At 63.4% G+C, this 20,574-nt stretch carries 15 protein-coding genes; 9 read left to right on the forward strand and 6 right to left on the reverse strand.

What is annotated here, in order from left to right:
• Positions 1 to 224: 224 nt before the first annotated feature.
• Complete coding sequence (locus ABE456_RS10635; RefSeq protein ID WP_346643862.1) at positions 225 to 5,090, forward strand: NAD-glutamate dehydrogenase; 4,866 nt, start codon at positions 225 to 227, stop codon at positions 5,088 to 5,090.
• An 83-nt stretch (positions 5,091 to 5,173) separates the two neighbouring features.
• Here ABE456_RS10635 and ABE456_RS10640 read toward each other — a convergent pair whose 3' ends face one another.
• Positions 5,174 to 5,992, reverse strand: a complete 819-nt coding sequence (locus ABE456_RS10640; protein ID WP_346643863.1) for a pyruvate, water dikinase regulatory protein — start codon at positions 5,990 to 5,992, stop codon at positions 5,174 to 5,176.
• A 191-nt stretch (positions 5,993 to 6,183) separates the two neighbouring features.
• Between ABE456_RS10640 and ppsA the strand changes: the two genes are divergently transcribed.
• From ppsA to ABE456_RS10680, 8 genes are all read left to right on the forward strand, one after another.
• On the forward strand, positions 6,184 to 8,559 hold the full coding sequence (gene ppsA, locus ABE456_RS10645) for a phosphoenolpyruvate synthase (RefSeq protein ID WP_346643864.1): 2,376 nt from the start codon (positions 6,184 to 6,186) through the stop codon (positions 8,557 to 8,559).
• A gap of 102 nt (positions 8,560 to 8,661) precedes the next feature.
• On the forward strand, positions 8,662 to 9,654 hold the full coding sequence (locus tag ABE456_RS10650) for an alpha/beta fold hydrolase (protein ID WP_346643865.1): 993 nt from the start codon (positions 8,662 to 8,664) through the stop codon (positions 9,652 to 9,654).
• 137 nt (positions 9,655 to 9,791) lie between these two features.
• Positions 9,792 to 10,283 (forward strand): ribonuclease E activity regulator RraA, encoded by a 492-nt coding sequence (rraA, locus tag ABE456_RS10655; RefSeq protein WP_021785500.1) that lies wholly within the window; start codon positions 9,792 to 9,794, stop codon positions 10,281 to 10,283.
• A gap of 27 nt (positions 10,284 to 10,310) precedes the next feature.
• Positions 10,311 to 11,306 carry a zinc transporter ZntB gene (locus ABE456_RS10660; RefSeq protein WP_346643866.1) on the forward strand — a complete coding sequence of 332 codons (996 nt, stop codon included), beginning with the start codon at positions 10,311 to 10,313 and terminating at the stop codon, positions 11,304 to 11,306.
• Positions 11,307 to 11,511: 205 nt separating this feature from the next.
• Complete coding sequence (locus ABE456_RS10665) at positions 11,512 to 11,784, forward strand: hypothetical protein (RefSeq protein WP_014591816.1); 273 nt, start codon at positions 11,512 to 11,514, stop codon at positions 11,782 to 11,784.
• Between the two features lie 2 nt (positions 11,785 to 11,786).
• The gene (locus tag ABE456_RS10670; protein ID WP_346643867.1) at positions 11,787 to 12,611 is read left to right on the forward strand and encodes a mechanosensitive ion channel domain-containing protein; all 825 of its coding nucleotides are present in this window, start codon (positions 11,787 to 11,789) and stop codon (positions 12,609 to 12,611) included.
• A 113-nt stretch (positions 12,612 to 12,724) separates the two neighbouring features.
• Entirely contained in the window at positions 12,725 to 13,291 is a 567-nt protein-coding gene (gene sigX, locus ABE456_RS10675) for an RNA polymerase sigma factor SigX (protein WP_346643868.1), read from the forward strand.
• Positions 13,292 to 13,402: 111 nt separating this feature from the next.
• On the forward strand, positions 13,403 to 14,440 hold the full coding sequence (locus ABE456_RS10680) for an OmpA family protein (protein WP_346643869.1): 1,038 nt from the start codon (positions 13,403 to 13,405) through the stop codon (positions 14,438 to 14,440).
• A 213-nt stretch (positions 14,441 to 14,653) separates the two neighbouring features.
• Here ABE456_RS10680 and cobA read toward each other — a convergent pair whose 3' ends face one another.
• The 5 genes from cobA to ABE456_RS10705 all read right to left on the reverse strand — a co-directional run bounded on the left by cobA (position 14,654) and on the right by ABE456_RS10705 (position 20,452).
• Positions 14,654 to 15,394: a uroporphyrinogen-III C-methyltransferase gene (cobA, locus tag ABE456_RS10685; RefSeq protein WP_346643870.1), complete on the reverse strand. Its 741-nt coding sequence runs from the start codon at positions 15,392 to 15,394 to the stop codon at positions 14,654 to 14,656.
• A 27-nt stretch (positions 15,395 to 15,421) separates the two neighbouring features.
• On the reverse strand, positions 15,422 to 17,092 hold the full coding sequence (locus ABE456_RS10690) for a bifunctional protein-serine/threonine kinase/phosphatase (RefSeq protein ID WP_346643871.1): 1,671 nt from the start codon (positions 17,090 to 17,092) through the stop codon (positions 15,422 to 15,424).
• 9 nt (positions 17,093 to 17,101) lie between these two features.
• The gene (locus ABE456_RS10695; protein ID WP_346643872.1) at positions 17,102 to 18,313 is read right to left on the reverse strand and encodes a nitrate/nitrite transporter; all 1,212 of its coding nucleotides are present in this window, start codon (positions 18,311 to 18,313) and stop codon (positions 17,102 to 17,104) included.
• A 337-nt stretch (positions 18,314 to 18,650) separates the two neighbouring features.
• Positions 18,651 to 19,226, reverse strand: a complete 576-nt coding sequence (locus ABE456_RS10700; RefSeq protein WP_346643873.1) for an ANTAR domain-containing protein — start codon at positions 19,224 to 19,226, stop codon at positions 18,651 to 18,653.
• Between the two features lie 11 nt (positions 19,227 to 19,237).
• The gene (locus ABE456_RS10705) at positions 19,238 to 20,452 is read right to left on the reverse strand and encodes a CmpA/NrtA family ABC transporter substrate-binding protein (protein ID WP_346643874.1); all 1,215 of its coding nucleotides are present in this window, start codon (positions 20,450 to 20,452) and stop codon (positions 19,238 to 19,240) included.
• Positions 20,453 to 20,574 lie beyond the last annotated feature (122 nt).

Here is a 20,574-nt window from a genome sequence, read left to right on the forward strand (position 1 = left end):
TACATCCATAAACGTAAAGTTACCGCCCCTTGACCGAAATTGTCGCAGCGCTGCAAGCCTTGATGACCGATCAGTCGTTAAGCTTCGGCGAGCCCTGGGCGTGCCTGCGCACGTTCAACGCCTGGTTTTACCGTCCGCCTTGCCACGGGTTGGCTATCGTTGATCCGTACACGGCGCACGCAGCGACGCTTCAACTATTACAATGCCCAAGCGGAGTACCACAGATGGCGTTCTTCACCGCAGCCAGCAAAGCCGACTTCCAGCATCAACTGCAAGCGGCCCTGGCGCAGCACATCAGCGAACAGTCCCTGCCACAAGTGGCGCTATTCGCCGAGCAGTTCTTCGGCATCATCTCTCTGGACGAACTCACCCAGCGCAGGCTTTCCGACCTGGCCGGCTGCACCCTGTCAGCCTGGCGCATCATCGAACGTTTCGACCCCGAATACCCGCAAGTACGGGTGTACAACCCTGATTACGAACGCAATGGCTGGCAGTCGACCCACACCGTGGTCGAAGTGCTGCACCACGACCTGCCGTTCCTGGTCGACTCGGTACGCACCGAGCTCAACCGCCGCGGCTACAGCATCCACACCCTGCAGACCACCGTGCTCAGCGTACGCCGTGGCGCCAAGGGCGAACTGCTGGAGCTGCTGCCCAAGGGCACCCAGGGCGAGGGCGTGCGCCATGAGTCGCTGATGTACCTGGAGATCGACCGTTGCGCCAACGCTGCCGAGCTGACGGTACTGGCCCGTGAGATCGAGCAGGTGTTGGCCGAAGTGCGCGTGGTGGTCGCCGACTTCGAGCCGATGAAGGCCAAACTGCGTGAAGTGGTGGCGGAGGTGGAACAGACCGCCTTCGGCCCGGCGCAACACGAAAAGGGCGAGGTCAAGGCCTTCCTTGAATGGCTGCTGGACAACCACTTCACCTTCCTGGGTTATGAAGAATTCACCGTCAAGGGCGATGCCGACGGTGGCCAGATGGTCTACGACGAGCAGTCGTTCCTCGGCCTGCCGCGCCGCCTGCGCGTGGGCCTGACCGCCGATGAGCTGCGTATCGAAGACTACGCCGTGGCCTACCTCAACGAGCCGCTGCTGCTGTCGTTCGCCAAGGCCGCGCTGCCCAGCCGCGTGCACCGTCCGGCTTACCCGGACTACGTGTCGATCCGCCAGCTGAACGCCGATGGCAAGGTAATCAAGGAACACCGCTTCATGGGCCTGTACACCTCGTCGGTGTATGGCGAAAGCGTGCATGCCATTCCGTATATCCGCGTGAAGGTTACTGAAGTCGAGCGCCGCTCGGGCTTCGATCCCAAGGCCCACCTGGGCAAGGAACTGGCCCAGGTGCTGGAAGTGCTACCGCGCGACGACCTGTTCCAGACGCCGGTCGACGAGTTGTTCAGCACCGTCATGGCCATCGTGCAGATCCAGGAGCGCAACAAGATTCGCGTGTTCCTGCGCAAGGACCCGTACGGTCGCTTCTGCTACTGCCTGGCCTATGTGCCGCGGGAAATCTACTCCACCGAAGTACGGCAGAAGATCCAGCAAGTGCTGATGGAGCGCCTGAAGGCCAGCGACTGCGAGTTCTGGACCTTCTTCTCCGAATCGGTGCTGGCCCGTGTGCAACTGATTCTGCGGGTAGACCCGAAGAACCGCATCGACATCGACCCGCAGCAGCTGGAACGTGAAGTGATCCAGGCCTGTCGCTCCTGGCATGACGACTACTCGGCACTGGTGATCGAGAACTTCGGTGAAGCCCAGGGCACCAATATCCTCGCCGACTTCCCCAAAGGCTTCCCCGCCGGCTACCGCGAGCGCTTTGCCGCGCACTCGGCAGTGGTCGACCTGCAGCATGTGCTGGGCCTGTCGGAAAGCAAGCCGCTGGCAATGAGCTTCTATCAACCGCTGACCCAGGCCGGCGAGCGCATCCTGCACTGCAAGCTGTACCACGCCGATACCCCGCTGGCGCTGTCCGACGTGTTGCCGATCCTGGAAAACCTCGGCCTGCGCGTACTCGGCGAGTTCCCGTACCGGGTACGCCATGCCAGCGGCCGCGAGTACTGGATCCACGACTTCGCCTTCACCTACAGCGAAGGCCTGAGCCTGGATATCCAGCAACTCAACGACACCCTGCAGGACGCCTTCATCCACATCGTCCGCGGCGATGCCGAAAACGACGCGTTCAACCGCTTGGTGCTGACGGCCGGCCTGCCATGGCGCGACGTGGCGCTGCTGCGCGCTTACGCCCGTTACCTGAAGCAAATCCGCCTGGGCTTCGACCTGGGCTACATCGCCAGCACCCTGAACAACCACACCGACATCGCCCGCGAGTTGACCCGGTTGTTCAAGACCCGCTTCTACCTGGCGCGCAAGCTCACCCAGGACGACCTGGATGACAAGCAGTTGCGCCTGGAACAGGCCATCCTGACTGCGCTGGACGATGTGCAGGTACTCAACGAAGACCGCATCCTGCGCCGCTACCTGGACCTGATCAAGGCCACCCTGCGCACCAACTTCTACCAGCCGGACGCCAATGGCCAGAACAAGTCGTACTTCAGCTTCAAGTTCAACCCCAAGCTGATCCCCGAGCTGCCCAAGCCGGTACCCAAGTTCGAGATCTTCGTCTACTCGCCACGGGTCGAGGGCGTGCACCTGCGCTTTGGCAACGTCGCGCGTGGCGGCTTGCGCTGGTCCGACCGCGAGGAAGACTTCCGCACCGAGGTGCTGGGCCTGGTAAAAGCCCAGCAAGTGAAGAACTCGGTGATCGTGCCGGTCGGCGCCAAAGGCGGCTTCCTGCCGCGCCGCCTGCCACTGGGCGGCAGCCGTGACGAGATCGCCGCCGAAGGCGTGGCGTGCTACCGCATCTTCATTTCCGGCCTGCTCGACATCACCGACAACCTCAAGGACGGTGGCGTGGTGCCGCCGGCCAACGTGGTGCGCCACGACGAAGACGACCCGTACCTGGTGGTGGCGGCCGACAAAGGCACCGCGACGTTCTCCGACATCGCCAACGGCATCGCCATCGACTACGGTTTCTGGCTGGGCGATGCGTTTGCCTCGGGCGGCTCGGCCGGTTACGACCACAAGAAGATGGGCATTACCGCGCGTGGCGCCTGGGTGGGCGTGCAGCGCCACTTCCGCGAGCGCGGCATCAACGTGCAGCAAGACCCGATCACCGTCATTGGCGTGGGCGACATGGCCGGCGACGTGTTTGGCAACGGCCTGCTGATGTCCGACAAGCTGCAATTGGTGGCGGCGTTCAACCACTTGCACATCTTCATCGACCCGAACCCGGAGCCGGCCGCAAGCTTTGCCGAGCGCAAGCGCCTGTTCGACCTGCCGCGTTCGGCCTGGAGCGACTACGACACCAGCATCATGTCCGAAGGCGGCGGGATCTTCCCGCGCAGTGCCAAGAGCATCGCCATCAGCCCGCAGATGCAAGAACGCTTCGCCATCGAAGCCGACCGCCTGACCCCGACCGAGCTGCTCAATGCCCTGCTCAAGGCACCGGTAGACCTGCTGTGGAACGGCGGTATCGGTACCTACGTCAAGGCCAGCACTGAAAGCCACGCCGATGTCGGCGACAAGGCCAACGACGCGCTGCGGGTCAACGGCAATGAATTGCGTTGCAAGGTGGTGGGCGAGGGCGGCAACCTGGGCATGACCCAGCTGGGCCGGGTCGAGTTCGGCCTCAACGGCGGTGCCACCAACACCGACTTCATCGACAACGCTGGCGGCGTGGACTGCTCCGACCACGAGGTCAACATCAAGATCCTGCTCAACGAAGTGGTGCAGGGTGGCGACATGACCGAGAAGCAGCGCAACCAGCTGCTGGGCAGCATGACCGACGAAGTGGCCGGCCTGGTGCTGGGCAACAACTACAAGCAGACCCAGGCGCTGTCGTTGGCTGCCCGCCGCGCCCGCGAGCGGATTGCCGAGTACAAGCGCCTGATGGCCGACCTGGAAGCGCGGGGCAAGCTGGACCGCGCCATCGAGTTCCTGCCGTCCGAAGAGCAGCTGGCCGAGCGTTTGGCTGCCGGCCAGGGCCTGACCCGCGCCGAGCTGTCGGTGCTGATCTCGTACAGCAAGATCGACCTCAAGGAGCAGCTGCTCAAGTCGCTGGTGCCGGACGACGACTACCTGACCCGCGACATGGAAACCGCCTTCCCGCCGTCGCTGGTCAGCAAGTTCGCCGACTCCATGCGCCGTCACCGCCTGAAGCGCGAAATCGTCAGCACCCAGATCGCCAACGACCTGGTCAACAACATGGGCATCACCTTCGTCCAGCGCCTGAAGGAGTCGACCGGCATGAGCCCGGCCAACGTGGCCGGGGCCTATGTGATCGTGCGCGACATCTTCCACCTGCCGCACTGGTTCCGCCAGATCGAAGCCTTGGACTACCAGGTGCCGGCGGAAATCCAGCTGACCTTGATGGACGAGCTGATGCGCCTGGGCCGCCGTGCCACCCGCTGGTTCCTGCGTAGCCGGCGTAACGAGCAGGATGCCGGGCGCGACACCGCGCACTTCGGGCCGAAGATCGCGCAACTGGGGCTCAAGCTCGACGAGCTGCTCGAAGGCCCGACCCGCGAACGCTGGATGGTGCGCTACCAGGGCTTTGTCGAGGCCGGTGTACCGGAGTTGCTGGCGCGCATGGTGGCGGGTACCAGCCACCTGTACACCCTGCTGCCGATCATCGAAGCGGCCGACGTGACCGGCCATGACCCGGCGCAGGTGGCCAAGGCGTTCTTCGCCGTGGGCAGCGCGCTGGACCTGACCTGGTACTTGCAGGAAATCAGCAACCTGTCGGTGGAGAACAACTGGCAAGCGCTGGCTCGCGAGTCGTTCCGCGACGACATCGACCTGCAGCAGCGGGCGATAACCATCTCGGTATTGCAGATGGCCGATGCGCCGGAAGACATGGATGCCCGTGTGGCGCTGTGGGCCGAGCAGCACCGGGTGATGGTGGAGCGCTGGCGCGCCATGCTCGACGACCTGCGCAATGCCACCGGTACCGACTATGCGATGTACGCGGTGGCCAACCGCGAGTTGGTCGACCTGGCCATGAGCGGGCAGGCGGCAGCGGTGCCATCCTGAGGCTTAACCTGAAATGAAAAAGCCCCGGCAGCGAAGCCGGGGCTTTTTTGTATTCCTGTACCGGCCTCTTCGCGGGTACAGGTTTACTTGAACCGCCGCTCCACCCCTTTCTCCACCAGAATCTTCGCCGAAATCTCCTCCACCGAAAAATGCGTGGAATTGATGTTGGGAATGTTCTCCCGGCGGAACAGGTTCTCCACCTCGCGCACCTCGAACTCGCACTGGGCAAAGCTGGAATAGCGGCTGTTGGGCTTGCGCTCGTGGCGGATGGCGGTGAGGCGGTCGGGGTCGATGGTCAGGCCGAACAGCTTGCTCTGGTGCTTTTTCAGCACCGCCGGCAGCTGCAGGCGCTCCATGTCGTCCTCGGTCAGCGGGTAGTTGGCGGCGCGGATGCCGAACTGCATGGCCATGTACAGGCAGGTTGGGGTCTTGCCGCAGCGCGACACGCCGACCAGGATCAGGTCGGCTTTGTCGTAGTAGTGGGTGCGCGCGCCATCGTCGTTGTCCAGGGCGAAATTCACCGCCTCGATGCGCTCCATGTAGTTGGAATTGCCGCCAATCGAGTGCGATTTACCCACGGAATACGACGAATGGGCAGTCAATTCCTGTTCAAGCGGGGATAAAAACGAAGAAAAGATGTCGATCATGAAGCCATTCGACGTCGCCAGGATCTCACGGATGTCCTGGTTGACGATGGTGTCGAAGATGATCGGGCGCACACCGTCGCGCTCGGCCGCAGCGTTGATTTGCTGGACCATGGTCCGTGCTTTGTCGGGTGAATCGATGTAGGGACGGGTGAATTTGTTGAACGGAATGCTCTCGAATTGCGCGAGCAGACTCTGGCCCAGGGTTTCGGCAGTGATACCGGTGCCGTCGGAGATGAAGAACGCGGTTCGTTTCATTTGCGATCTGGGCCTTAAGCTGATGACGATTCTTGGATATGATAAGTTCGGTTTGCCGAATGCGGCTGTCGACATTCTGCCACATTTGCAGAGCCTATTTTCCAGGTACAGGCCACAAACGCCCGGCCAAGTCACAGAAGACAGGCGGGCGCCTTTTGAGCTTTTCCAACACAGTTAGTGGAGAGATCACCTTGGTAGAGTACGTAGTTTCCCTCGATAAGCTCGGCGTCCATGATGTGGAGCATGTGGGGGGCAAGAACGCATCCCTGGGCGAGATGATCAGCAACCTTGCCGGTGCTGGTGTATCGGTGCCGGGCGGCTTTGCCACTACGGCGCAGGCGTACCGCGATTTTCTCGAACAGAGTGGTCTGAACGACAAGATTCACGCCGCGCTCGACGCCCTCGACGTGGATGACATCAACGCCCTGACCAAGACCGGCGCGCAGATTCGCCAGTGGGTCATGGAAGCCGATTTCCCGGCCCGCCTGGATGCAGAAATCCGCACGGCCTTCGCCGCCATGGCTGCCGGCAACGACAACATGGCCGTTGCCGTGCGTTCCTCGGCCACCGCCGAAGACCTGCCAGACGCCTCGTTCGCCGGCCAGCAGGAAACCTTCCTCAATATCCGCGGCGTCGACAACGTGATCCGCGCTGCCAAGGAAGTGTTCGCCTCGCTGTTCAACGACCGTGCCATCGCCTACCGCGTGCACCAGGGCTTCGACCACAAGCTGGTCGCCCTGTCTGCCGGCGTGCAGCGCATGGTCCGCTCGGAAACCGGTACCGCCGGCGTCATGTTCACCCTCGACACCGAGTCGGGCTTCCGCGACGTGGTGTTCATCACCGGTGCCTACGGCCTGGGCGAAACCGTGGTGCAGGGTGCGGTCAACCCTGACGAATTCTACGTGCACAAGAACACCCTGCAGGCCGGCCGCCCGGCCATCCTGCGCCGTAACCTGGGCAGCAAGGCGATCAAGATGGTCTATGGCGAAGAAGCCAAGGCCGGCCGTTCGGTCAAGACTGTCGAAGTGGACCGCGCCGAGCGCGCGCGCTTCTGCCTGAGCGATGCCGAGGTCAGCGAACTGGCCAAGCAAGCGATGATCATCGAGCAGCACTACCAGCGCCCGATGGACATCGAGTGGGCCAAGGACGGTGACGACGGCAAGCTGTACATCGTCCAGGCGCGCCCTGAGACGGTGAAGAGCCGCTCCAGCGCCAATGTCATGGAGCGCTACCTGCTGAAGGAAAAGGGCACCGTACTGGTCGAAGGCCGTGCCATTGGCCAGCGCATCGGCGCCGGCAAGGTCCGCGTGATCAACGACGTATCGGAAATGGACAAGGTCCAGCCGGGCGACGTGCTGGTTTCCGACATGACCGACCCAGACTGGGAGCCGGTGATGAAGCGCGCCAGCGCCATCGTCACCAACCGCGGTGGCCGTACCTGCCACGCAGCGATCATCGCCCGTGAGCTGGGCATTCCGGCCGTGGTCGGTTGCGGCAACGCCACCCAGGTGCTGAAAGACGGCCAGGGCGTGACTGTTTCCTGCGCCGAAGGCGACACCGGCTTCATCTTCGAAGGTGAGCTGGGCTTCGACATCAAGCAGAACTCGGTCGATGCCATGCCTGACCTGCCGTTCAAGATCATGATGAACGTCGGCAACCCGGACCGCGCCTTCGACTTCGCCCAGCTGCCCAACGCCGGTGTCGGCCTGGCGCGCCTGGAGTTCATCATCAACCGCATGATCGGTGTGCACCCCAAGGCGCTGCTGAACTACGCAGGCCTGCCTGCCGACCTGAAAGACAGCGTCGACAAGCGCATCGCTGGCTACAACGACCCGGTCGGCTTCTATGTCGAGAAGCTGGTCGAGGGCATCAGCACCCTGGCCGCGGCCTTCTACCCGAAAAAGGTCATCGTGCGCCTGTCGGACTTCAAGTCCAACGAGTACGCCAACCTGATCGGCGGCAAGCTGTACGAGCCGGAAGAAGAAAACCCGATGCTGGGCTTCCGCGGTGCTTCGCGTTACATCAGTGAATCGTTCCGTGACTGCTTCGAGCTCGAATGCCGTGCCCTGAAGCGCGTGCGCAACGAGATGGGCCTGACCAACGTCGAGATCATGGTGCCGTTCGTGCGCACCCTGGGCGAAGCCAGCCAGGTTGTCGACCTGCTTGCCGAAAACGGCCTGGCCCGCGGCGACAACGGCCTGCGCGTGATCATGATGTGCGAACTGCCGTCAAACGCCATCCTCGCCGAAGAGTTCCTGGAATACTTCGACGGCTTCTCGATCGGTTCCAACGACCTGACCCAGCTGACCCTGGGCCTGGACCGTGACTCGGGCATCATCGCCCACCTGTTCGACGAGCGTAACCCGGCCGTGAAGAAGCTGCTGGCCAACGCCATTGCCGCGTGCAACAAGGCTGGCAAGTACATCGGCATCTGCGGCCAAGGCCCATCGGACCACCCGGACCTGGCCAAGTGGCTGATGGAGCAGGGTATCGACAGCGTGTCGCTGAACCCGGACTCGGTACTCGAGACCTGGTTCTACCTGGCCGAAGGCCAAGGCGCGGCCTGAAGCAGCAAAACGCGGGGGTACGTCTGGCGTACCCCCGCCTGGTTTTTTCCAGGGCGAGCTCCAGTGATGGATCCCGCCCTTTTTTGTGCACCAAGCAACCTTATGCAAAGCAGCAGCACTCTATTTCCCGTAGCCCTGCTCAGTGCCGAGCGCCGCGGCGATCTCAGCGAAGACGTGTACCGGATCAAGGCCGGCAACAGCCCTGACCCCAGCGTCGAGCTGGCCGTGACCCGCCTGGGGCTGGCCGACCAGGGGCAGCCCCAGGGCGTGCCGGTCATCCTCTTGCACGGCAGTTTTTCCAATCGACGCTTCTGGTATTCGCCAAAGGGGGTTGGCCTGGGTGCCTTTCTCGCCCGCGCCGGCTTCGATGTGTGGATCCCGGAAATGCGCGGCCACGGCCTGTCGCCGCGCAACCGCCACTGGAAGCACAACAGCGTTGCGGCCTATGCCCGCGATGACCTGCCGCTGATCGCCGCATTCGTGTGTGAGCAAGCGGGCCAGGCGCCGCACTGGGTTGGCCACTCCCTGGGCGGCACAACCCTGGCAGCCGCGCTGGGCGGTGGTTTTCTGCCTGCCGAACAGGTGGCCAGCGTGGCGCTGTTCGGCACCCAGGTCAGCCGCGTCTACTGGCCGTTGAAGGTGCCGCCGCTGACCTGGGGCGCGAAGCTGGTGCTCAAGCGCTGGGGGCAGATCTCCGGGCCGCGTTTCAAGCGTGGGCCGGAGGACGAGCCGATTGGCCTGGCACTGGAGAGCATGCGTTGGCATGGCCTGTTCGGGCGCTTTGGCGACAAGCAGAACGATTGGTGGGCGGGGCTGGCCGAAGTGGATGTACCGCTGCTGGCGGTGGCCGGTGCCGGGGACTTCCAAGACCCGGTGTGGGCCTGCCGCAAGCTGTTCGAGCAGTTGGGCGGCGAGCGTAAGCAGTTCCTGCGGCTGGGGCGTGAAGAAGGTTTCGAGGCCTTTGGCCATGTCGACATGCTGGTGAGCAAGGCTGCGCAGGTGCAGGTGTGGCCGCTGGTGGAGCGCTGGCTGCGCAATCCGCTGCTGCCGGTGCATACATCCACTGTGGTTGCAGAGCCTGTGCCGGTCAGCTGATCTTGCTGTGCCTGTGCCGGCAATAGGGCCGGTGCAGGCAAAACACAACTGACTGCCCGGTCCCGGATGACTGCAATGGTCTCCAAGGTGTAGCCTTGGCCGATACCCGCTTTCGTTGTGACTGACAGGAGCTTCCCATGCAGCATTACGTAACGCCCGACCTGTGTGACGCCTACCCGGACCTGGTACAAGTTCTGGAACCGATGTTCAGCAATTTCGGCGGCCGCGATTCGTTCGGCGGCCAGATCGTCACCATCAAGTGCTTCGAAGACAACTCGCTGGTCAAGGAGCAGGTCGAGCTCGATGGCAAGGGCAAGGTACTGGTGGTCGATGGCGGTGGTTCGCTGCGCCGTGCCCTGCTGGGCGACATGCTCGCCGAGAAGGCCGCCAAGAATGGCTGGGAAGGCCTGGTAATCTACGGCTGCGTGCGTGACGTGGACGTGTTGATCCAGACTGACGTTGGCGTGCAGGCCCTGGCCAGCCACCCAATGAAGACCGACAAGCGCGGCATCGGCGACCTCAACGTGGCGGTCACCTTCGCCGGTGTCACCTTCCGCCCGGGCGAGTATGTGTATGCCGACAACAATGGCGTGCTGGTCTCGCCAAGCCCGCTGAAAATGCCGGAGTGATGCGCCGCACGCGCTGATGGAGCTTTGATGTTCGAGGAAGACAACGCGCAGTGGGGGCTGGTACACGCCCTGGTGCTCGATGGCAAAGGCGGCGCGCGTTCGATTGCCCGTACCGAGCTGGACGACCTGCAGCTGCAACCTGAGCAGAGCCTGTGGCTGCATTGGGACCGCAGCCATCCGCAAACCCGCACCTGGCTGCTGCGCGACAGCGGCCTGAGCGAGTTCGCCTGCGAGTTGCTGCTGGAAGAAAACACCCGGCCACGCCTGCTGCCCATGGCGGACGAACAGCTGTTGCTGTTCCTGCGTGGGGTCAACCTCAACCCGGGCGCCGAGCCCGAAGACATGGTATCGGTGCGCATTTTCGCCCAGGCGCAGCGGGTTATCTCGTTGCGCCTGCGGCCGTTGCGCGCCAGTGACGAGATTCTCCAGCAACTGGAACAGGGCAGGGGGCCTAAATCAGCCTCCGAGCTGTTGCTGCTGATGGGCGAACTGCTGACCGAAAAGGTCCAGGGCCTGGTCAGCGACCTGTCCGAGCTGGTCGACCTGGAAGAAGAAAAGGTCGAATCCGACGAGCGGTACACCCCGGAGAACGGCTGCCTGCAGCAGATCCGCCGGCGTGCCGCCGGGCTACGGCGTTTCCTCGCCCCGCAGCGTGAGATCTACGCCCAGCTGTCACGCAGTAAATGGAGCTGGTTTGCCGATGCCAACGCCGATTACTGGAACGAGCTGAACAACAGCCTGATCCGCTACCTTGAAGAGCTTGAGCTGGCCCGCGAGCGCGCCGCGCTGGTGCTGGAAAGCGAAGACCGCCGCCGTAGCGAGCGCATGAACCGCACCATGTACCGCTTCGGCATCATCACCTGCATCTTCCTGCCGATGAGCTTCATCACTGGCCTGCTGGGCATCAATGTCGGCGGTATTCCGGGGGCGGAGAACCCTTTGGGCTTCCTGTTCGCCTGCATCGTCGTGCTAGGGCTGGCGGTGGGGCAGTGGTGGCTGTTCCGGCGGTTGCGGTGGGTATAGAGGGTGATTGACCTGTTCCGGCCTCTTCGCGGGCGCGCCCGCTCCCACAGGTACAGCACAGTCTTCAGGTTCTGTGGGGTTGCTGTGGAAGCGGGCGTGCCCGCGAAAAATCCACTGCGCATTCATTTTGAAACACCCGTCCCAACGCGATGTGTGACCCATCGCCCGGCCATCTCGTCTCTTGCTGACACTGCGCGAGGTGCCCATGCACGATCCGTTTGAAGAATCCCTGCGCGACCTGCTCAAGGCGTCACCCTCCGGCAATGACCGGGATGACCGGGATGACGCTGCCTGCCTGGGTCGCGTACTGAAAACCGCCAACCGTCAGGTTGGCGCGGGTGATCTGTTCAGCCTGCTTGGCCGCTGGAGCCAGGCGCTGCTGATCGCCGTGAACAATGGCTCGGCGCATGTCGCGCCGGTGCGTCGACACTCTTCCCGCAACGCTGCCACCGGCAGCAAAGCAGATAAGGCCGATTGAATATGGAACTCGATCTCTGGACCCAGAGCCTGGTCACCGCCATGACTGCCCTTTGGACCAAGGTAGCGAACTTCATCCCCAACCTGTTTGGCGCGCTGGTCGTGGTGCTGCTCGGTTTCGTGGTGGCCAAGCTGCTCGACACGCTGCTGTCCAAACTGCTGGCCAAGTTTGGCCTGGACCGCCTGATGGCCGGCACCGGCCTGACCAAGATGCTCGGCCGGGTCGGCATCCAGGTGCCGATCTCGACCCTGATCGGCAAGATCGTCTACTGGTTCGTGCTGCTCATCTTCCTGGTTTCGGCCGCTGAATCGCTGGGCCTGGAGCGGGTTTCGGCAACCCTCGACATGCTCGCCCTTTACCTGCCCAAGGTATTCGGTGCAGCCCTGGTGCTGCTGGCCGGTGTGCTGCTGGCCCAGGTGGCCAATGGCTTGGTGCGTGGCGCCGCCGAAGGTATCGGCCTGGAATACTCGGCAGGCCTCGGCCGTATCACCCAGGGCCTGGTGATCATCATCAGCATCTCGGTAGCCATCAGCCAGCTGGAGGTGAAAACCGACCTGCTGAACCACGTAATCGTCATTGGGCTGATTACCGTTGGTCTGGCTGTTGCCTTGGCCATGGGCCTTGGCAGCCGCGAAATAGCCGGGCAGATCCTGGCCGGCATTTACGTGCGCGAGCTTTACCAGGTGGGCCAGCAGGTGCGGATTGGAGAGGTCGAAGGGCATATCGAGGAGATCGGTACGGTGAAGACGACGCTGCTGACCGATGATGGCGAACTGGTGTCGCTGTCCAATCGCGAGCTGCTCGAGAAACGAGTCAATAGCCGCTAACCGCACAAAAGCTGTTAATGTATGCCGCCGCGAAATTCGACCCACGGGGTCGCGCGGCGACATTGACCTGACTGTCGGCCAGATCCGTTTTGAATAAAGTTCATTCGCCGCCCATGCGTTATGACCCCCGCGAGCTCACCGACGAAGAGTTGGTGGCGCGTTCGCATGAGGAGCTGTACCACGTTACCCGCGCGTATGAGGAGCTCATGCGGCGCTACCAACGGACCCTGTTCAACGTCTGTGCGCGTTATCTGGGGAACGACCGTGACGCGGACGATGTCTGTCAGGAAGTGATGCTGAAAGTGCTGTACGGGCTGAAGAACTTCGAGGGTAAGTCCAAGTTCAAGACCTGGCTCTACAGCATCACCTACAACGAGTGCATTACCCAGTACCGCAAGGAGCGCCGTAAACGCCGGTTGATGGATGCCTTGAGTCTGGACCCTGTTGAAGAGGCGTCCGAAGACAAGACACCAAAGCCGGAAGAAAAAGGCGGGCTGGACAAGTGGCTGGTGCATGTGAACCCGATTGACCGGGAAATCCTGGTGCTGCGTTTTGTCGCAGAGCTGGAGTTTCAGGAAATTGCCGACATCATGCACATGGGCCTGAGCGCGACGAAAATGCGCTACAAGCGCGCGCTAGACAAGCTTCGTGAGAAATTTGCCGGCCTCGATGAAACTTAGTGGCGTACAAATATCTCTAACGAATCGGCGAGTTCTGCTAGACTTGCCGTCGAGTTGTCCCCCTTGATGTTGGTGGGACTGCTTAACTATCACCAGATGGGGATTTAACGGATGAAATTGAAAAACACCTTGGGCTTGGCCATTGGCTCGCTCGTCGCTGTAACTTCGCTCGGCGCTCTGGCTCAAGGCCAAGGCGCGGTGGAAATCGAAGGTAACGTTACCAAGCAGTACTACGACAGCGAGCGTAACTTCAAGAACGACGGCACCAACCCTGGTGTTCGCCTGGGCTACTTCCTGACTGACGACGTTTCCCTGGACCTGGGCTACAACGAGACCCACAACGCTCGTGGCGAAGTCTTCAACAAGGACATCAAAGGCTCCAAGGCCAAGCTGGACGCTACCTACCACTTCGGTACCGTTGGCGACGCTCTGCGTCCGTACGTTTCCGCTGGTTTCGCTCACGAGAGCCTGGGCCAGGCCACTCGTAGCGGCCGCGACCACTCCACCTTCGCCAACGTTGGCGCTGGCGCCAAGTGGTACATCACCGACATGTTCTTCGCCCGTGCCGGCGTAGAAGCCATGTACAACATCGACAACGGCAACACCGAGTGGGGCCCATCCGTTGGTGTTGGTCTGAACTTCGGTGGCAGCGGTGGCAAAGTTGCTGCTGCTCCAGCTCCAGTTGCTGAAGTCTGCTCCGACTCCGACAACGACGGCGTTTGCGACAACGTCGACAAGTGCCCAGACACCCCGGCCAACGTTACCGTTGACGCCGACGGCTGCCCGGCTGTTGCCGAAGTCGTTCGCGTTGAGCTGGACGTCAAGTTCGACTTCGACAAGTCGGTCGTCAAGCCAAACAGCTACGGCGACATCAAGAACCTGGCTGACTTCATGAAGCAGTACCCACAAACCACCACCGTGGTTGAAGGTCACACTGACTCCGTGGGTCCAGACGCTTACAACCAGAAGCTGTCCGAGCGTCGTGCCAACGCTGTCAAGCAAGTCCTGACCCAGCAGTACGGCGTAGAATCCAGCCGTGTTGACTCGGTTGGCTACGGCGAAACCCGTCCGGTTGCTGACAACGCCACCGAAGAAGGTCGCGCTGTTAACCGTCGCGTTGAAGCGCAGGTAGAAGCCCAGGCCAAGTAATTGGTTTGAAGCTTCACGAAAAACCCGGCCTCGGCCGGGTTTTTCTTTGCCTGTTTCTTGGGTTTGTGTGCCCCTTGTGGGAGCGGCCTTGTGTCGCGAAAGGGGCGCGTAGCGGCCCCAGTTTTTCAGCTTCGCCGCAGGTATTGCCGGGGCTGCTATGCAGCCCTTTCGCGACACAAGGCCGCTCCCACAAAGGCCGGCGCAGGCAGCGCATCATCCAGCAATTGCCACCAATTCCAGGGCCTGCTGTTCCCTAACCACTTCCCCAATCACCAAAATCGCCGGGCTACGCAAGCCAAACCCCCGCGCATCCTCCACCATCCCCCCCACATCGCTCCTGCACTCTCGCTGCTCAGGCAACGAGGCATTCTCGATCATCGCCACCGGCATCACCGGCGCCATACCCCCGTCCAGCAACCCCTGGCGCACCTGCTCCAGCCGTGCCACGCCCATGTACACCACCAGCGTCGTCCCGCCCTGGGCCAATGCCGCCCAGTTCAGCTCGCTATCGTCCTGGGTATGCGCCGTGACCAGCGTCACGCCCCGGCTCACACCGCGTGAGGTCAGGGAAATCCCGCATTGCGTGGCGCCAGCCAGGCCGGCGGTGATGCCGTTGACCACTTCCACCTCGATGCCGTGACCCTGCAGCCACAGTGCCTCCTCACCACCACGGCCGAAAATGCACGGGTCGCCACCCTTTAGCCGCACCACGCAACGCCCTTGTCGGGCATGGCGCAGCATCAGGCGCTGGATGAATGCCTGGGGTGTGGAGCGGCAGCCGCCGCGCTTGCCCACGGCAATCACCCGTGCCTGTGGGCAATGCTCCAGCACCGCCGGGTTGACCAGGTCGTCGATCATCACCACGGCGGCTTGCCGCAAGGCGCGCACGGCCTTGAGGGTGAGCAGTTCGGGGTCACCAGGGCCGGCACCGACCAGCCAGACTTTTGCATTCATCAGGGTTTCCTCATCGGCAAGGTGTGTTCAGCCCTTGAGCAGGGTGAGCAGTAATATCAGGTTGAGCAGCAAGGACAGCAGGGCCAGGGTGCGCCAGACTTTAAGTGGCTCGCGCTCCAGCAAAGGCCGTGGCCGGCTGGGCAGGTCCTGGCGGTCGCCGCGCTCAAGCAGCAGCAACCAGTGTTCGGCAGTTTCGAAACGCTGCGCCGGGTCGGCCGCCAGCGCTTGCTGCAGGTTGTGCTGCAGCCATTCCGGCAGGTCGGGGCGGTAGCGGGCAGCGCTGACGGGTTGGCCGAAGCGCGGGCGCTGGAAGGCCTCCACCTCGCCGTACGGGTAGTGCCCGGTCAGCAGGTGGTACAGCGTCACGCCAACGGCATACAGGTCCTGGCGTGGGCCGGGCGGCTGGCCGTCGAAGGCTTCCGGGGCAATGTACGAAGGTGTGCCGGGCAACTCGTGCCGCGGGTCTTCGGACAGGCCTGGGCAGTAGGCCAGGCCGAAGTCCAGCAGGCGCAACTGGCCATCGCTGCCCAGGTGCAGGTTCTCTGGCTTGATGTCGCGGTGCAGCAGGTTGCGCCGGTGCAGCACACCGACCGCCTGCAGCAGTTGCCTGGCCAGCTCCAGCCACTGCGTCAGGGGTAGTGGGCCGTTTTCGGCCAGCAACTGCGCCAGGCTCTGGCCGGGGTATTCGCGCATCACGTAGTACAGGTGCTGGCGCTGGCTGGCGGCGTGCAGCTCGGGGAAGTGCCGGCCAGCGACGCGGCGCAGGAACCACTCTTCCAGCAACAGCCCTTGTGCCGCGCCGGGTTCCTGCTCGCGTGCAGCGGGCAGGGTCTTGAGCAGCCAGGCTTGGTCTTGGCTATCGCGCACCCGGTACAGCAGGGATTGGCGGCTGTGCGAGAGCAGCTTTTCGGCGCGCCAGCCATCGAGTACCTGGCCCTCGCGTAGCGCGCCGGGCACCGGCCATTGCTGCAGCTGCGCCAAGGTGTCGCCGAGGTTGGTCGTGCCCAGTTGCTCGACCTGCACCAGCAAGGCACTGGCGTTGTCCTGGCTGCCATTGAGGTGGGCGCTGGCGACCAGCGTGTCGACGGCCAATTGCAGGTCGGGTTGCTCGCGCAATACTGCCTGGATGTGCTGGTCGCCCAGGCTGGCCCAGACGCCGTCGCTGAGCAGCAGGAAGCACTCGCCCGGCTGGAGCTCGCCTTCCAGGTAGTCCACCAGCAGGTGCTGGTCCAGGCCCAGCGCCCGTTTCAGCACATGCTGCATGCCCGGCTGGTCCCATACATGATCTTCGCTCAAGCACTGCAAGCGCCCGGCGTGCCAGCGGTACACGCGGCAGTCGCCGACGTGGGCGAGGGTAAAACGTCGGCCGCGCAGCACCAGCGCGCTGAGGGTGGTCAGCAACGGCTGGCCGCTGCCTTGGGCGCGCAACCAGCGGTTTTGCGCCAGCAGCAGGCGGTCGAGGGCCTGGGCCACGCTCCAGGTGGCCGGGGTGGCGTAGTAGTCCAGGGTCAGCGCCTGCAGGCTGGCACGGGCGGCCAGGCCGCCATCGGCACATTGGCTGACGCCGTCGGCCAGGGCGAACAGGTAGCCCTTGCTGGCGGCCAGTTCCGGTGCCGGGGTAACCAGGCGCAGGGCGTCCTGGTTTTCCTCGCGCGGCCCGGTAGCGCTGGCCTGGGCAAAGTTCAGTTGCAGGCTCATCGGCGTGCCTCAGACCCGCGCCGCAGTAACTGCAGCCGAGCCCCAGGTGGTGCGCCAGCGCTGTTTCACGCCATGCAGGCCGAACCAGGCCAGCAGGCCCAGGCTGGCGAACAGCCACAGCCCCAGCTGATAGTCGCCGGTATGTTGCTTGATGGTGCCAAGCCCGGCCGCCAGCAGGAAGCCGCCGATACCGCCGGCCATGCCGATCAGCCCGGTCATTACGCCGATCTCCTGGCGGAAGCGCTGCGGCACCAGCTGGAACACCGCGCCATTGCCAGCGCCCAGGCCGAGCATGGCGCTGACGAACAGCGCCAGTGCGGCGGCCGCAGATGGCAGGTTGAAACCGACTGCGGCAATGCAGATGGCCGCCACGCTGTACATGCCCAGCAGGGTGCGGATGCCACCAAAACGGTCGGCCAGGGCGCCACCGAGTGGGCGCATCAGGCTGCCGGCAAACACGCAGGCGGCGGTGTAGTAGCCAGCGGTGACCGGGCTCAGGCCGTACTGGTCGCTGAAGTAGCCAGGCAGGGCGCTGGCCAGGCCGATGAAGCCGCCGAAGGTAACGCTGTAGAAGAACATGAACCACCAGCTGTCACGGTCGCCCAGGGCCTTGAGGTAATCGGCCATGGCTTTCGGCTTGGGCCGTTGCGGGGCATTGCGCGCCAGCAGGGCGAACACTACCAGCGCCAGCGACAGTGGTATCAGTGCAAAGCCGAACACATTGTTCCAGCCGAAGCCTGCCGCCAATGCCGGGGCCAGCAGGGCGGCGAACACCGTGCCGGAGTTGCCGGCGCCGGCGATGCCCATGGCCTTGCCCTGGTGCTGCGGCGGGTACCACTGCGAGGCCAGCGGTAGCGAGACGGCAAACGAGGCACCGGCAAAGCCGAGGAACACGCCCAGCAGCAGCGCCTGTTCATAGCTGTGCACGCCTAGGTGCCAGGCTGCCGCGAGGGCGACGATGACTACTACCTGGCCGATCAGCCCGGCGGTCTTGGGCGACAGCCGGTCGACCAGTACGCCCATGGCGAAGCGCAGGATTGCCCCGGCCAGGATTGGCATGGCCACCATCAGGCCCCGTTGTTGTGCACTCAACTGCAGGTCGGCGGCAATCTGCACCGCCAGCGGGCCAAGCAGGTACCAGACCATGAAGCTGAGGTCGAAGTACAGGAACGCGGCGAACAGCGTGGGCACATGCCCGGATTTCCAGAAGCTGGTACTCATCGAACACCTCACTCGGCAATGCAACGGAACGAAAAAGACGCCGCTACCCGCTCCACGGAGGGTGGAGGGGAGAGCGACGTCTTTGTCGGGAATTAAGTGGGGCAACCGCCGTTGGCTACCGGTGAGGTTTGTTCAGCAAGAGCCGAGCCAACTCGGTCTATCGAGTAACTCGGACTTTGTGGGAGCGGCCTTGTGTCGCGAAAGGGACGCGTAGCGGCCCCAGAGTTTCAGCTTCGCTACAAATTTTGCTGGGGCTGCTGCGCAGCCCTTTCGCGACACAAGGCCGCTCCCACATGGATCGCGCCAGCATTTGGAGTTTGAGCAAGACAACAGGCAGTTAGCCAAGCATCTCGTGCATGGCAATGATCTGCTCGGCCACCTGGATCAGCTTCTGCTGACGGCTCATGGCCTGGCGGCGCATCAAGGTGTAGGCCTGCTCTTCGTTGCAATCCTTCATTTTCATCAGCAAGCCCTTGGCCTGCTCGATGCGCTTGCGCTCGGCCAGTTGCTGGTCGCGCGCCAACAGCTGCGCCTTTAGCGCCTGGTCGCTTTCAAAGCGGGCCATGGCCACATCCAGGATTGGCTGCAGCCGCGCGGCATGGATCCCTTCGACGATATAGGCACTGACCCCCGCCTGGATCGCCTGGCGCATCACCCCGGGGTCGTGCTCATCGGTAAACAGCACGATGGGCCGCGGCTGGTCACGGCTGACCAGTACAACTTGCTCCATCACGTCACGGTCCGGTGAGTCCGTATCGATCAGCACCACGTCCGGGTGCACCGTTTCGACGCAAGCGGGCAGGTCGATGGTCAGGCCTGGTGCTTCGATAACCTCGAAGCCGGCCTCGCTCAATGCCGCCTTGAGGCGGCCAAGTTTGCTCTGGGTGTCGTCGATCAGCAGGATGCGCAACATGTTCGTCCCCCTCACACACCGACACGGGCACCGGGCAGCTCGCCCAGTGCATGCAGGCTGAAACTGCGGGCATAACCGTAGGGGTCGCTGCCGTCCCAGCGGCTGCCGTCAATCAGCAGGCTACTGCGCATCGGCTGTTCGGGGCACGTTACGCCCAGGCTGTGTGCCGCTTCATTGTACAGCGCCAGTTGCTGTACCTGGCGGGCCACGGCAAGGTAGTCAGGGTCTTCGCGCAGCAGGCCCCAGCGGCGGAACTGGGTCATGAACCACATGCCATCGGACAGGTAAGGCAGGTTGGCCCGGCCGTGGTCGAACAGGCGCAGGGCATGCCGGTCTTGCCAGTGGTTGCCCAGGCCATCCTGGTAGTGGCCGAGCAGGCGCGGTTCGATGCTCTCCAGCGGTGTGTCCAGGTAGGCGCTGCCGCTGAGCAGTTGCGCGGTGCTGCGGCGGTTTTCCGGGCTTTGCTCGATGAAGCGGCTGGCAGCGAGAACCGCCTTGATCAGTGCGCGGGCGCTGTTGGGGTATTGTTCGGCGAAGGCGCGGGCGCAGGCCAGGACTTTTTCCGGGTGGTCCGGCCAGAGCGACTGGCTGGTGGCCAGGGTAAAGCCCTGGCCCTTGGCCACGGCATCGGCGGCCCACGGCTCACCCACGCAGAAGCCATCGATGCGCCCGGCCTGGATGTGTGCGGCCATCTGCGCCGGTGGCACCACCACGCTGTCGACGTCGCGCAGCGGGTGGATGCCTTGGCTGGCCAGCCAGTAATACAACCACATGGCGTGGGTGCCAGTGGGGAAGGTCTGGGCGAAGGTAAGGCGCGCGCCATGTTGGTGCACCAGGCGTGCCAGTGCTTCAGGGTTGGTCACGCCCTTGCGCTGCAGGGCAGGGGACAGGTTGATGGCCTGGGCATTCTGGTTCAACCCCATGAGCACCGCCATGTCGCTGGCCGGCACGCCACCGATTCCCAAGTGCACGGCGTATACCAGGCCATACAGGCAGTGCGCGGCATCCAGCTCGCCACTGACCAGTTTGTCGCGCAGCCCGGCCCAGGAGCCCTGGCGCTTGAGGTTGAGGGTAAGGCCGTACTGCTGGGCGAAGCCCTGGGTGGCGGCAACCACCACCGAGGCGCAGTCGGTCAGCGCCATGTAGCCGATGTTAAGGCTGGGTTTTTCGGGCGCGTCGCTGCCGTTGACCCAGGCCAGGGGCGTTGCTCGGGGTACAGTGTTCACAAGGTTCCTCGCCCGGACTGATAAGGCTGTGGGCTAAACCGGTGCAACCGATGTGCCATTTCCAGCCTCAGGCCCGGCGCGGTCCTGCAGCAGCCCCACGATTTGCTGTCCTGCCAGCCTTG

The organism is Pseudomonas sp. TWI929 (assembly GCF_039673335.1).
GTDB lineage: Bacteria > Pseudomonadota > Gammaproteobacteria > Pseudomonadales > Pseudomonadaceae > Aquipseudomonas.

Excerpts from the sequence above, each read along its gene's own strand:
- ABE456_RS10635 (WP_346643862.1), top strand. The coding sequence starts at position 225 with ATGGCGTTCTTCACCGCAGCCAGCAAAGCCGACTTCCAGCATCAACTG.
- ABE456_RS10640 (WP_346643863.1), bottom strand. The coding sequence starts at position 5,992 with ATGAAACGAACCGCGTTCTTCATCTCCGACGGCACCGGTATCACTGCC.
- ABE456_RS10650 (WP_346643865.1), top strand. The coding sequence starts at position 8,662 with ATGCAAAGCAGCAGCACTCTATTTCCCGTAGCCCTGCTCAGTGCCGAG.
- rraA (WP_021785500.1), top strand. The coding sequence starts at position 9,792 with ATGCAGCATTACGTAACGCCCGACCTGTGTGACGCCTACCCGGACCTG.
- ABE456_RS10660 (WP_346643866.1), top strand. The coding sequence starts at position 10,311 with ATGTTCGAGGAAGACAACGCGCAGTGGGGGCTGGTACACGCCCTGGTG.
- ABE456_RS10665 (WP_014591816.1), top strand. The coding sequence starts at position 11,512 with ATGCACGATCCGTTTGAAGAATCCCTGCGCGACCTGCTCAAGGCGTCA.
- ABE456_RS10670 (WP_346643867.1), top strand. The coding sequence starts at position 11,787 with ATGGAACTCGATCTCTGGACCCAGAGCCTGGTCACCGCCATGACTGCC.
- sigX (WP_346643868.1), top strand. The coding sequence starts at position 12,725 with ATGCGTTATGACCCCCGCGAGCTCACCGACGAAGAGTTGGTGGCGCGT.
- ABE456_RS10680 (WP_346643869.1), top strand. The coding sequence starts at position 13,403 with ATGAAATTGAAAAACACCTTGGGCTTGGCCATTGGCTCGCTCGTCGCT.
- cobA (WP_346643870.1), bottom strand. The coding sequence starts at position 15,394 with ATGAATGCAAAAGTCTGGCTGGTCGGTGCCGGCCCTGGTGACCCCGAA.
- ABE456_RS10690 (WP_346643871.1), bottom strand. The coding sequence starts at position 17,092 with ATGAGCCTGCAACTGAACTTTGCCCAGGCCAGCGCTACCGGGCCGCGC.
- ABE456_RS10695 (WP_346643872.1), bottom strand. The coding sequence starts at position 18,313 with ATGAGTACCAGCTTCTGGAAATCCGGGCATGTGCCCACGCTGTTCGCC.
- ABE456_RS10700 (WP_346643873.1), bottom strand. The coding sequence starts at position 19,226 with ATGTTGCGCATCCTGCTGATCGACGACACCCAGAGCAAACTTGGCCGC.